Source organism: Achromobacter mucicolens (assembly GCF_029866465.1).
GTDB classification, from domain to species: Bacteria; Pseudomonadota; Gammaproteobacteria; order Burkholderiales; family Burkholderiaceae_B; genus Achromobacter; species Achromobacter mucicolens.
The window spans coordinates 1,374,772-1,387,462 of the sequence record NZ_CP123364.1; the positions used below are offsets into that span (position 1 = coordinate 1,374,772).

General features: G+C 65.7%; 12 protein-coding genes. All 12 read right to left on the minus strand.

The genetic code is table 11. The features are described from left to right. The 12 genes from hslO to prpB all read right to left on the minus strand — a co-directional run bounded on the left by hslO (position 1) and on the right by prpB (position 12,553). Positions 1–933: an Hsp33 family molecular chaperone HslO gene (gene hslO, locus QEP15_RS06225; protein ID WP_056322057.1), complete on the minus strand. Its 933-nt coding sequence runs from the start codon at positions 931–933 to the stop codon at positions 1–3. A 96-nt stretch (positions 934–1,029) separates the two neighbouring features. Continuing rightward, the gene (locus tag QEP15_RS06230; RefSeq protein ID WP_063952693.1) at positions 1,030–1,551 is read right to left on the minus strand and encodes a gamma carbonic anhydrase family protein; all 522 of its coding nucleotides are present in this window, start codon (positions 1,549–1,551) and stop codon (positions 1,030–1,032) included. Position 1,552: 1 nt separating this feature from the next. After that, positions 1,553–3,268: an acetate--CoA ligase gene (locus QEP15_RS06235; RefSeq protein WP_152383725.1), complete on the minus strand. Its 1,716-nt coding sequence runs from the start codon at positions 3,266–3,268 to the stop codon at positions 1,553–1,555. A gap of 125 nt (positions 3,269–3,393) precedes the next feature. Next, positions 3,394–4,266 carry a UDP-2,3-diacylglucosamine diphosphatase gene (locus QEP15_RS06240; RefSeq protein ID WP_128827694.1) on the minus strand — a complete coding sequence of 291 codons (873 nt, stop codon included), beginning with the start codon at positions 4,264–4,266 and terminating at the stop codon, positions 3,394–3,396. Positions 4,267–4,368: 102 nt separating this feature from the next. Then, a complete protein-coding gene (locus tag QEP15_RS06245; protein ID WP_175156272.1) occupies positions 4,369–5,274 on the minus strand; it encodes a DUF2167 domain-containing protein in 906 nt (301 codons plus the stop codon). 143 nt (positions 5,275–5,417) lie between these two features. Continuing rightward, complete coding sequence (locus QEP15_RS06250; protein ID WP_152383727.1) at positions 5,418–5,939, minus strand: RDD family protein; 522 nt, start codon at positions 5,937–5,939, stop codon at positions 5,418–5,420. Between the two features lie 176 nt (positions 5,940–6,115). Next, positions 6,116–6,304 (minus strand): hypothetical protein, encoded by a 189-nt coding sequence (locus QEP15_RS06255; RefSeq protein WP_008161862.1) that lies wholly within the window; start codon positions 6,302–6,304, stop codon positions 6,116–6,118. 200 nt (positions 6,305–6,504) lie between these two features. After that, positions 6,505–8,280, minus strand: a complete 1,776-nt coding sequence (locus tag QEP15_RS06260) for a THUMP domain-containing class I SAM-dependent RNA methyltransferase (protein WP_175156271.1) — start codon at positions 8,278–8,280, stop codon at positions 6,505–6,507. Between the two features lie 33 nt (positions 8,281–8,313). After that, positions 8,314–8,742: a CopD family protein gene (locus QEP15_RS06265; RefSeq protein WP_172802131.1), complete on the minus strand. Its 429-nt coding sequence runs from the start codon at positions 8,740–8,742 to the stop codon at positions 8,314–8,316. Positions 8,743–8,868: 126 nt separating this feature from the next. Further along, positions 8,869–10,320 carry a bifunctional 2-methylcitrate dehydratase/aconitate hydratase gene (locus tag QEP15_RS06270; protein ID WP_152383729.1) on the minus strand — a complete coding sequence of 484 codons (1,452 nt, stop codon included), beginning with the start codon at positions 10,318–10,320 and terminating at the stop codon, positions 8,869–8,871. 58 nt (positions 10,321–10,378) lie between these two features. Then, positions 10,379–11,572, minus strand: coding sequence for a bifunctional 2-methylcitrate synthase/citrate synthase (gene prpC / locus QEP15_RS06275; protein ID WP_056322074.1), 1,194 nt, complete (start codon positions 11,570–11,572; stop codon positions 10,379–10,381). Between the two features lie 90 nt (positions 11,573–11,662). Continuing rightward, positions 11,663–12,553 carry a methylisocitrate lyase gene (prpB, locus tag QEP15_RS06280; RefSeq protein ID WP_056322077.1) on the minus strand — a complete coding sequence of 297 codons (891 nt, stop codon included), beginning with the start codon at positions 12,551–12,553 and terminating at the stop codon, positions 11,663–11,665. Between the last annotated feature and the right edge of the window lie 138 nt (positions 12,554–12,691).

The following is a 12,691-nucleotide window of genomic DNA, read 5'->3' on the forward strand; positions in this document are numbered from 1 at the left end:
TCAATGCACGGTGGGAGGTTCGTCTCCGGCTGCCGGCTGGTTTGCCGAGAAAAGCGCCGCGCAGTCGACGGTGTCGAACTTGTAGGGCTTGCCGCAGAAGTCGCAGGCCACGTCGACCTGTCCACGTTCTTCGAGGATGCTGTTGACCTCGGCTTCGCCCAGCGAACGCAGCATGTTGGCCACGCGCTCGCGCGTGCACGGACAGTGCCAGCTGACGGGCTGCGGGTCGAAGGCGATGAGCGTTTCTTCCCAGAACAGGCGGTGGATCAGCGTGTCGATGTCCGTGGCCAGGATTTCGTCGCGCTTGAGCGTGCCGGCCAGGGCATTGATGCGCTCCCAGGTTTCGGCAGCCACCTGTTCGGTCAGGGCGCGGTCGGTTTCTCCGCCGCCGTGATGCGGCAGGCGTTGCAGCAGCATGCCGGCGGCGTGATCGGCATCGGCCGACAGCCACAGACGCGTGTCGAGCTGTTCGGAGGCCTTCATGTAGTGTTGCAGCGCCTCGGCGACCGTGTCGCCTTCGAGCGGCACGATGCCCTGGTAGGCCTGCTGGCCGGGCAGCTTGCGCTGCGGGTCCAGCACCACGATGAAGCGCCCGTTGCCGCCGGGGTTCAACAGACTTTGCATGTCGCCGGCGCTGGGCACCTCGTGGCCTTCGCGCATCTTGACGGTGGCGCGCAGGCTGAGGTCCGAGCGGCATTCCACCACGAGCAGGGCGATGGGGCCATCGCCCTGGATCTGGAGCACCAGCGAGCCATCGAACTTGATGTTGGCGGCGAGCAGGGTGGATGCCGCCACCAGTTCACCCAACAGGTCGGTGATGGCGGGCGGGTAGTCGTGGTTGGCCTGGACGGCCTTCCACGTGTCAGACAGGCGCACCGCTTGGACGCGGACGCTGCGGTCTTCGGTGAGGTATTTCTTGAGCTGATCGGTCATAGCGGAATGTTAGCCGATCGCGGTGGGGTATTCCCCCTGCTGGCAGCAGGGGTTGGGACGGTTGCGAAGGCGGTGAGGGGGCCCTCGGGGGAGCCGTCAGCCGATCCGTTTCAGGGCGGTCTTGTACTGTTGGCCGCGCGCCACGTAATGGGCAGTGTTCTTGTGCATGTTGGCAATTTCGTCGGCGGAAAGCTCCCGCACGATCTTGCCGATGCCGATGACCAGCGAATTGTCCGGGATGACGCGGTCTTCGGGGATGATCGCGCCGGCGCCGATCAGGCAGTTGCGGCCGATGACGGCATTGTTCAGCACGATGGCCTGCATGCCGACCAGCGCGCCTTCATGGATGGTGCAGCCGTGCAGCATGGCCTGGTGACCGACCGTGACGTTCGGGCCGATGGTCATGGGACAGCCCTCGTCGACGTGCAGGACGCTGGATTCCTGAATGTTGGTGCCTTCGCGGATCAGGATGGCGTCGTTGTCGGCGCGGATGGAGACATGCGACCAGATGCTGACGCCGGCTTCCAGCGTGACGTTGCCGATGAGATCCGCGCTGTCGGCCACGTAGGCTTGCGGGTCGATGCGGGGAATCAGGTCGCCCAGTTGGTAAATGGCCATGCTATGTCTCCGTTTGTCGCGCGGGGGCGGCAACGGGCACGCCAGCGTCGGTTTGGGGCGCGTGTGCCAGCGCGCGTTCTTCTTCGCGCTGCCGCAGGATGCGCCGCTGAATCTTGCCCGTGGTGGTCATGGGCAGTTCGTCCACGTATTCGATTTCCTTGGGGTACTCGTACGGCGCCAGGCGCTCGCGCACGTGCTCCTGCAGGTTCTCGGTGATTTCGCCGTGGTCCCGCTGGGCAAATTCCGGCGTCAGCACCACGTAGGCCTTGACCAGCGCGCCGCGCTCGGCATCCGGCTTGGGCACGACCGCCGCGTTGGCCACGGCCGGATGGCCGACCAGGCAGCTTTCGATCTCGCCCGGACCGATCCGGTATCCGGCCGACTTGAACACGTCATCGGCGCGGCCGGCGTACCAGAGGTAGCCGTCCTCGTCGATGGTGGCGAGGTCGCCCGTCAGGCACCAGTCGCCCTTGAACTTGGCCTGCGTGGCCGCTTCGTTGCGCCAGTACCCAAGGAACATCACCGGGTCGGGAAAGCCGTGGATGTCGAGCCGGTTCACGGCGATTTCGCCGGTTCCGCCCGGGGGAACCGGCACACCGTCGCTGTCCAGCACCGCCACGTTGTGGCCCGGATACGGGCGGCCCATGGAACCGGGTTTGGCGGGCCAGCGCTTGTTGCTGTTGCCCACCACGTAGTTCATCTCGGTCTGGCCGAACATCTCGTTTGGCGTGACGCCCAGGGCCGTGCGGCACCATTCGAAGACCGTATCGCCCACGCTTTCCCCGGCGCTCATGATGGAACGCAGGGCCAGCTGGTAGCGTTGGCGGGGCTCGGGCACCGCCTTCATCATCATCTTCAGGGCGGTGGGGAACAGGAACGTGTTGGTGACCTGATAGCGTTCCAGGAGCTCGAAGGCACGCTCGACCGAGAAACGCCCGCGCGTGCCGACGATGGGATGGCCGAAATACAGGGTGGGCAGCAGCGCGTCCATCATGCCGCCGGTCCAGGCCCAGTCCGCGGGCGACCAGAACACATCCGCGGGTTTGGGGAACCAGTCCTGCGAGGCGACGAAGCCCGGCAGGTTGCCGATCAGCACGCTGTGGGGCAGCAGGGCGCCCTTGGGCGCGCCGGTGGTGCCGGAGGTATAGAGCAGGATGGCCGGATCCGACGAGCGGGTCTGGACGGCCTTGAATTCGTTTGGCTGGCGGGCCAGCAGGCTGCGCCACGGCAGCACGCGTTCGTCGGCGAAACCGATGCCGATGACCTGTTGCAGGGCGGGGCAGTTTTCAGTGACGGCAAGCAGATTGGCGCTGGAGGCGTGGTCGACGATGGCAACGCGCGCTTCGGCATCGCACAGGCGGCTTTGCAGCGCCTCGGGACCGAAGAGCGCGGACAGGGGCAGGACCACCGCGCCCACGCTGTAGATGGCCATGTGGGCGACTACGGTCTCAGGGCGTTGTCCCAATACCACACCGACCCTGTCGCCCCGGCCGACGCCCATTTTCACCAGGCCGTTGGCCAGCTGATTGGCGGCTTCCGCCAGTCGGGCGAAGGTCCAGACCTCGCGGTTGCCGGACTCATCTTCGTAGTAGATGGCAATGCGCCGCGCATCCGGACTACTGGATGCCCAGCGGTGGCAGCACGCTTCCGCGATGTTGAACTGGGTGGGCACCAGCCAGCGGAATGATTGGTAGAGCGCCTGATATTGGTCGTTCATGGCCCTATGTTGTGAGCATGTTGCAGCGTGAACGGGCCATGACGCCCGCTAACCAGTTGCAAGCATGACCTAGAGGGGCTTGAACTGCAATATCCGCGTTGCGTAACGGGGACGCATAAGGGTTATCACGGGTATTTGCCTTGGCGGCGCAGGGCGGACGGCAGGGCCGGCAAGGTCAGCGACCGGGGCGGGCGGTTGGCCGGGTCGCGCTGGCGTTCGGCTTGCAATACGGCCCAGTCCAGGAGCTGGAGCTGCCCGTCGTGCGTTTCGGCCAGCGCCGTAAGGCTTTCCACCCAGTCGCCGTCATTGCAATACAGGATGCCGCCGACGTCGCGCAGTTCGGCCTTGTGGATATGGCCGCAGACGACGCCGTCCAGGCCGCGGCGCCGCGCCTCGCCGGCCAAAGCCTCCTCGAAGTCGGTGATGAACGACACCGCGTTCTTGACCTTGTGTTTCAGGTACTGGGACAGCGACCAGTAATGCAGGCCCAGCCGGTGGCGCAGGCGGTTGAAGTGGTGGTTGATCCAGAGAGCAAGCTGGTAGAGCCCGTCGCCCAGGTGCGCCAGCCAGCGGCTGTGCTGGATGACGCCGTCGAACTGGTCCCCGTGCAGCACGAGCAGCCGCAGCCCCTTGGCCGTGACATGCACGTCCTCGTCCAGGACCTCGATGTCGCCGAAGGCGAAACCCGCGAACTCCCGGGCGAACTCGTCATGGTTGCCGGGGATGAACACCACGCGGGTGCCGTTGCGGGCCTTGCGCAGGATGCGCTGGATCACGTCGTTGTGCGCGCGGGGCCAATGCCAGTGCTTGCGCAGCTGCCAGCCGTCGACGATGTCGCCGACCAGATAGAGGGTGTCCGAATCGTTGTGATCCAGGAAATCGAGCAGGAATTCCGCCTTGCACCCGGCAGTGCCCAGGTGAATATCGGAAATCCAGAGGGCGCGCCAATGCGCGGGTTGGATTTCGTTCACGGTCGCTTCCCTGTGGGCAGTGGTCATGCTTGAGCATGAGACCATCTCGCGATGACGTGTGCGTGACGGATCCGTGACACGGTTGTGACGGCGCGCGCGGGCAGGGGCCGCGCGCGCCGGTCCCGCGGATCAGGACTGTTCGGTGCCCTTCTTGCCCTTCAGACGCTTCCAGGCCGCGCCGCCCAGCGCGGCCGCGGCCAGGATGCCCACCTTGGCAAACTTGGCCAGGAATGCCGCGATCACCGCGAACAGCCCGAGCTTCTTGGCGGCCACGCCCGCCACGAGGGCCGCCAGACCGTACTCGGCAACCTTGTCGCTCGAGGCGTCGAAATCGGCGTAGCGCTTGCCTTGCACGTAATGCAGGTTGTCCAGCAGGGCCAGCACCGCGGCCTTGTCCGTGGGCACCTTCTTCTTTTCGGTGATCAAATCCAGCGTGATGTAGCCGTCGCGGCCCAGCGCATAGGTGTTGTAGTTGACCGTGCCGTCTTCGTCCGCAGCCGCGCCCTTGTGCTTGGCAGCCACCGACCAGACCAGGCGCTGGTTGTTGCTGTCGTACTTGGGCGTCTCCACCCAGCCGTCCACCGTCAGTTCGGGAAAGCCGCGCTTCTTGCGTTCCTCGTTGGACGCCTCGGTGCCTTCACGCAGGCTGTCCAGCAACTCGCCGACGTTCCAGTTCCGGGCGTCGTCGTCCTTGATATAGCCCGCCTTGTCGAAGTTGATGGTGACGACCCAGTCCTCATCGTCGCTCTTGGGCATCACGACGCCCAGCAGCGAGGGATCCTTGCCATTGCCGTAGGCCTGCATCAGCCGCTCGGCTTGCGGGCGGGGCACGAAAAACATGTTGTGGGGCAGCTTCAGGGTTGCCTGGTCGCCAAGCGTTACGTCGTCAGGACCTTGCCGGGCCGCGGCAAAGGCGGCTTTGGACGCCGCTTCGATCTCCTGCTGGGCCGAGGCGTTCTGGGCGGACGCGCCTGCGTGCAGGAACAACAGCGCGCTGGCGAAGGCCAGCGGCAGGCGGGAAAGGAATGCGCGCATGGTGATGATGAAGCCGTAAATTAATTGGGGCCTCATTGTCCCGGCGTGCGGCTGTCATCTTTCTGAACAGGGGGGCGCTAGATGGTCTGCGCCTTGGCCCCCATCAAACCGGGTCCAGCATGCCGGTGCAGCGGCGGCGCGGTTCAGCGGGTCTTTTTGCCCTTGGCCTGCGGCGCATTGCGCAGGCGCGTGCCCAGGATCCGGTCGTGCAGGAACTGGCCGTCGGGATCCAGCCAGGACCAGATGAAGATGGCAAAGGGGGCGGCGACGATGAACATGTCCACCGATGGCCATCCCGTGGCCAGCGCCGCCGCCCAGACCAGCGCGGCGCCCGCCAGCACCAGCGGCCAGGCAAGGATGTAGCGCAGGATCAGCAGGCCGGTCGACGGAGTGTTGCCGTGGCGATCCACCAGCCGGATGTTCCACGTCTTCATGGGCAGCGTCTGGCCCCGGCGCCGCCAGCACAACACGAAATAGGCACCGATCGCCACGAACAGCCACGCCTGGCGGGCGGCCCGCAATTCCAGCGCGTTGCGGCTCTGGGTAAGCGTGTCCAGCAGGTAGCCCGCCAGAAACACGACGCCGAACAGCAGCACGGCTTCGTACATCATGCAGGCAAACCGGCGCAGCCGGTTCGGAGTCTGGTCGAGGGTGGCGTCATTCATGGACCGGTATTATCCATAAAATGTTGCTGCCCCGCCTTCGGGCGGCCGGGCGGCGGGGCGCCGCCGCTGACCTTCGGTGTGCGCGCGAAAAAAAACCCGCCGTTGAGGGCGGGTCTATAAAAGGGGCTATGCAGCCCCCAAGGGGAAAATCGTTGGGCCAGCGGCCCAGGCCTTGCTTAGGCAGCGGAATGCGCGTTCTTGGCGCTCGTCTTGCCAGCCAGGGCCTTGATGCCGTGGGCCAGCTTGCGCAGGCCTGCAGCCAACGCCCGCATCGGATGCGGGCGGAATTGTTCTTCGATAGCCTGGAGCATCAGTTGACGCTCGAGTTCGTCGGTCAGGCGAATGGTGTTGTTCGGGTTGATCACTATAGCCTCCACGGGCTTGCACAGTTGTTTGCTACTAGGGATAACCCGGATTATAGGGGTTTACCCTGAAACTATGCAAGTGGCCGATGCAGGCTGGTGCAACTTGGCAACACCTTGGTGCTGATGATGCCCCAAAACCGCGCGGCGGGGCACCATAAGCAAAGATAGGCGCGCCATGTTGCGGCGCTTTTACAACGTGCTCAGGCGTCGCGGTAGCCGGCGGCAACCAGTTCAAAGCCGAACAGGCGGCAGTCGAGCGCCCCGTTGTGCAGCGGGATGCGCCGCTTGGGCTTCAGGCGCATCTGATTGGGCAGCGTCAGGTCGCTGGTGATGACGTGCAGCTGCCAGCCCGCGAAATTACGCTTCAGGCAACTGGCCCAGTCGCGCCACAGGTCCGCGTCCTGCTCCGCGCCCATGCGCTCGCCGTAGGGCGGGTTGGTGACGATCCAGCCGTGGTCGGCGGGCGCCGTCACCTCGCGCGCATCACCCACTTCAAAGCGGATCGAATCGGCCGTCAGCCAGGCGCGCTCGGCGTTGTTGCGGGCGTATTCGATGGCCAGGGGGTTCAGGTCGTATCCGACCAGCGGCGCATCGAGCTGGGGCAGGATGCGGGCGCGGGCGTCGTCCTTCAGGTCGCGCCAGCGGTAGGCATCGTGGTCGCGCAGGCGCTCGAATCCGAACGGGCGGGAAATGCCCGGGGGCACGCCCAGGGCAATCCAGGCCGCTTCGATCAGGATGGTGCCGGACCCGCAGAAGGGGTCCAGCAGCGGCGCGGCCGGATCCCAGCCCGCCAGCGCCAGCATGCCCGCCGCCAGGTTTTCGCGCAGCGGGGCCTCACCCTTGTCCAGGCGCCAGCCGCGCTTGAACAGGGATTCGCCCGACGTGTCCAGATACAGCGTCGCCGTGTGACCCGTCAGAAAGAGGTGCACGCGTGCGTCCGGGCGCACCGTGTCGATGCTGGGGCGCTCGCCTTCGAGCTCGCGAAGGCGGTCGCAGATGCCGTCCTTGGCGCGCAGATTGCAGTACTGCAGGCTTTGCACCGGACTCTTGATGGCCGACGTGTCCACGCGCAGCGTCTGTTCGGCGCCGAACCAGCGCTCCCAGGGGGTGTCGCGGGCCAGATCCAGGATGTCGTCTTCGTGCGAAATCTCGGCATGCGCCACCTGCACCAGAATGCGGGTTGCCAGCCGCGAATACAGGTTGGCGCGCTGGATGCCCGACCAGTCGGACGTGAACGAACAGCCCGCCCGGCCGGCCTTGGCGTCTTCGTAGCCAAGCGCCTGCATTTCGGCGGTCAGCGCTTCTTCCAGGCCTTGCGGGCAGGGCGCGAATACCGTGAAGGTTTCCGCCTGGCGCGGTTCGCGCGGGCGGCGGCTGCGCACGTCGACGCGGGGCGCAGCGCGCTCGCTTCGTACATCCGGCTCATGAGCGAAATCGGACTCGCCCGCAAACTCGGTGTCGTGCGCGTGTTCGGGTTCGGGCGCGAATTCGGGGGCGGGACCGTCGTCTTCGAATGGGTCGTAGAAGCGGCCGGCAGGCGTGGCCGGCGCGATGTACTGGTCGTCCAGGCGCGGCGCGCGCTGCGGCGTGCGTCCGGCGCGCGGGCCGGGGGCGTCATCGCGGCGGGCGTCGCCCGCGCGGTCGCGGTCGGGAGCGCCACGGCGCGGCGCGGGACGGTCGGACGGACCCCGGTTGGCGGGACCGCGGTCGTACTGGCCGCGTTCAGACTGGCCGGGGCGCGAGGACGTGCCGCGGGCGGGCTTGCGGGCGCCGCGCGCCTCTTCTTCCTGACGCCGCTGGTAGCCGGCGGGGTCCTTCTGGCGTTCGGTGTTTTCGCGGGTGCGCTCGATCTGCGCCACCAGGCGCGCGCGGGCGCCCGTGCGGGTGCGCTTGCCCGCGCCTTCGGCTTGGGCGTCGCGGGCCGTTTTCTTGATCGTCAGCGTCTTGCGCGGGCGGTCCTGTTCATCAGAGGACATACGGATCCTGGCGAATGTGCAAAGGTAGGGGTATCAGAAGGGTTTGACGACGACCAGCGCCACCACCACCAAGAGCAGCAAGACGGGAACTTCGTTGAACCAGCGATAGAACTTGTGCGAACGGGTGTTCTTGCCCTGTTCGAATTTGCGCAGCATGAGGCCACAGGCGTGATGGTAGCCGATGACGAGCAGCACGAAAAAGAGCTTGGCGTGCATCCAGCCATTGCCGGGGCCCACGCCGATACGGTAACCCACGTAAAGCCACATCCCGAAAATGATGGCCACGACCGCCAGAATGGTGGTGAAGCGGTACAGCCGGCGCGCCATGCCGAGCAGCGTCGTCTGCACGGCGGGATCCGACTGCTGCGCCAGGTTCACAAAGATGCGCGGCAGATAGAACAGGCCGGCAAACCAGGAGGCGATGAAGACGATGTGAAAGGTCTTGACCCAGAGCATGGCCATGGCGCGATCCAATTGAGGAAAGCCGCATTGTATGCGCGCCGGTGGCCGATACCCGTGGCCGCCGGTGTCTGACACCCGCGTGCGCGCGGCGTCAGATTGGGCGGCTGCGTCGGGGGCTGGCGCCCCTTAGATCACATAGAGGTCCATGTACTCATGGACCGGCATCGACTCCAGGGTTGCCTGCGCCAGCGACGCGTCCAGGATGCGCTGCTGCTGACGCGGCGGGAATATGCGGGCCAGATTGGTGCGGAACTTGGCTTCCAGCAGCGGGATGCCGTCGGCGCGGCGGCGCTTGTGGCCGATCGGGTATTCGCAGACGATCTCGTCGAGCGCCGTGCCATCGTTGAACTGCACGGTCAGCGCATTGGCGATCGAGCGCTTGGCGGGGTTGTGATAGTCGCTGGTGAAGGCCGGATCCTCGACGCAGACGATCTTGGCGCGCAGCGCGTCGATACGCGGATCCTGCGCGATCTCGTCTTCGTAGTCGCCCGCCGTCAGGCGCCCGAACAGCAGCGGCACGGCCACCATGTACTGGATGCAGTGGTCGCGGTCGGCGGGATTGTTCAGCGGACCCTTCTTGTCGATGATGCGGATGCACGCCTCGTGCGTGCGTATCCGGATCTGCTTGATGTCGTCGGCCGTCTTGCCCAGCGACTTGAGCTGCCCGTGGATCTGCATGGCGCATTCGACGGCTGTCTGCGCATGGAATTCGGCTGGAAACGAAATCTTGAACAGCACGTTTTCCATCACGTAGCTGCCGTAGGGCCGCTGGAACTTGAACGGCTGGCCCTTGAAGAGCACGTCGTAAAAGCCCCAGGTCTTGGCGGTCAGCACCGAGGGATACCCCATTTCGCCGGTGCGGGCGATCAGCGCCAGGCGCACCGCGCGGCTGGTGGCATCGCCGGCGGCCCAGCTTTTGCGGCTGCCGGTGTTGGGGGCGTGGCGGTAGGTGCGCAGGCTCTGGCCGTCGACCCAGGCGAGCGACACGGCGTTGATGACTTCGTCGCGGGACAGCCCAAGCATTTGTGCCACGACCGCCGTGGAGGCCACCTTGACCAGCACGACGTGGTCCAGACCCACCTTGTTGAAGGAGTTCTCCAGGGCGATGCAGCCCTGGATCTCGTGCGCCTTGATCATGCCGGTCAGCACGTCGCGCATCGTGAGCGGGGGCTTGCCCGACGCGACCGCCGTGCGCGACAGCCAGTCGGCCGTGGCGAGGATGCCGCCCAGGTTGTCCGACGGATGGCCCCATTCGGCCGCGAGCCACGTGTCGTTGAAGTCCAGCCAGCGGATCATGGCGCCGATGTTGAACGCGGCCTGGACGGGGTCGAGCTGGAATTGCGTGCCGGGCACCTTGGCGCCCTGGGGCACCACGGTGCCCGGCACGACCGGGCCCAGCAGTTTGCGGCACGCCGGATACTCCAGCGCTTCCAGGCCGCAGCCCAGGGTGTCGATCAGGCAGTTGCGTGCCGTCTCGTAGGCCAGGTCGCTGCGGACTTCAAAATTCAGAACGTAGTCCGCGATATCGGCCAGGACCTGGTCGGGCTCGGGACGTACGTTCGAGATCGGGGCAGACATAGCAGTACCTCTTCGGAAAAGTGAATACAGGTGGCCATGCCGCGCCCTCGATCGCGTCTTACTTGCGCTTGTCGATGGGCACGAACTTCTGGTCTTCCGGGCCCACGTAGTTGGCGGTGGGGCGGATGATCTTGTTGTCGATGCGCTGCTCGATGATGTGGGCCGACCAGCCCGCGGTGCGCGCGATGACGAACAACGGGGTGAACATGGCGGTGGGCACGCCCATCATGTGGTAGCTGACGGCCGAGAACCAGTCCAGGTTGGGGAACATCTTCTTGACGTCCCACATGACGGTTTCCAGGCGTTCGGCGATGTCGAACATCTTGGTCGTGCCGGCCTTCTTGGACAGCTTCTTGGCGACGTCCTTGATAACCTTGTTGCGCGGATCGGAAACCGTGTAGACCGGGTGACCGAATCCGATGATGACTTCCTTGGCTTCCACGCGGCGGCGGATGTCGGCCTCGGCTTCGTCCGGGGTTTCATAGCGCTTCTGCACCTCGAACGCCACTTCGTTGGCGCCGCCGTGCTTGGGGCCGCGCAACGCGCCGATGGCGCCCGAGATGGCCGAGAACATGTCCGAACCCGTGCCGGCGATGACGCGGGCCGTGAACGTGGAGGCGTTGAATTCGTGCTCGGCGTACAGGTTCAGCGAAATGTGCATCGCCTTGACCCATTCGTCGCTCGGCTTTTCGCCATGCAGCAGGTGCAGGAAGTGGCCGCCGATGCTGTCGTCGTCCGTCTGCACGTCGATGACGCGGCCGTTGTGGCTGTAGTGGTACCAGTAGAGCAGGGCCGAGCCCAGGTTGGCCATCAGGCGGTCGGCGATGTCGCGCGCGCCCGGGGTGTTGTGGTCGTCCTTTTCAGGCAGCACGCAGCCCAGCACCGACACGGCCGTGCGCATCACGTCCATCGGATGGCTGGCGGCGGGCAGCGCTTCCAGGGCGACCTGCAGCTGCGCGGGCAGGCCGCGCAGGCTGCGCAGCTTTTCCTTGTAGGCCTTCAACTCGGCCTTGTTGGGCAGCTTGCCATGGACCAGCAAGTGAGCAATTTCCTCGAACTCGCTGGTATCGGCGATGTCCAGGATGTCGTAGCCGCGATAGTGCAGGTCGTTGCCGCTGCGGCCGACCGTGCACAGGGCGGTGTTGCCCGCGACCACGCCGGACAGCGCAACCGACTTCTTGGGCTTGAAACCGGCCTTTTCTTCCGGCTTGGCGTCCGATTTGGCTTCTTGCTTCTTGGGAGCCGTGCTCATGTCTCTACTCCTTTCCTTACGCGATGGAAGATGCAATGGGTGGCGGACGGCGCCGCGGGGTTGCCGCGGCGGCGCCTGGACGTTGCGGGATTACGCCTTGCCCTTCTGGAAGAGCGCATCCAGTCTGGATTCGAACTCGTGATAGCCGATGCGATCGTACAGTTCCTCGCGGGTCTGCATCAGGTCGACCACGTTCTTCTGGTGGCCGTCGCGGCGGATCGCGGTGTAGACGGCCTCGGCGGCCTTGTTCATGGCGCGGAAGGCCGACAGCGGGTACAGCACCATGCCCACGCCGACGCTCTTCAGTTCTTCGACCGAGAAGAGCGGCGTCTTGCCGAATTCGGTGATGTTGGCCAGCACGGGCACCTTGACGGCCTTCACGAAGCGGTCGTAGGTGGGCAGGTCGTAGGCGGCTTCGGCGAAGATCGCGTCGGCTCCGGCTTCCACGCAGGCCAGCGCGCGCTCGATCGCGGCGTCCACGCCGTGCGAGGCAATCGCGTCGGTGCGGGCGATCAGGTAGAAGTCGCTGTCGGTGCGCGCGTCGGCGGCGGCCTTCACGCGGTCGGCCATTTCCTCGGTCGTGACGATTTCCTTGCCGGGACGGTGACCGCAGCGCTTGGCGCCCACCTGGTCCTCGATGTGGCAGGCGGCCGCGCCGAACTTGATCAGGCTTTTGACCGTGCGGGCGATGTTGAACGCCGACGGGCCAAAGCCGGTGTCGATGTCCACCAGCAGCGGCACATCGCACACGTCGGTGATGCGGCGCACGTCGGTCAGGACGTCGTCCATGGTGTTGATGCCCAGGTCCGGCAGGCCCAGCGAACCGGCCGCGACGCCGCCGCCGGACAGGTAGATGGCGCGATAGCCGGCGCGCTTGGCCAACAGGGCGTGGTTGGCGTTGATGGCGCCGATGATCTGCAGGGGATTTTCTTCGGCGAGCGCGCGGCGAAAGAGGGCGCCGGGCGAGTCGGGTCTGGACATGGTTGTCTCCTGTTCTTGGTAGCCCACGACGTTATCGCGGGTCCGAAAAATAAATCTGTCCCCTGCGCGACAATCCCGCGGCGCGTACCTTTGCGGCTTGGCAAAGAGACAGGTGTATTTCCCGGTGCTGCCTGCATG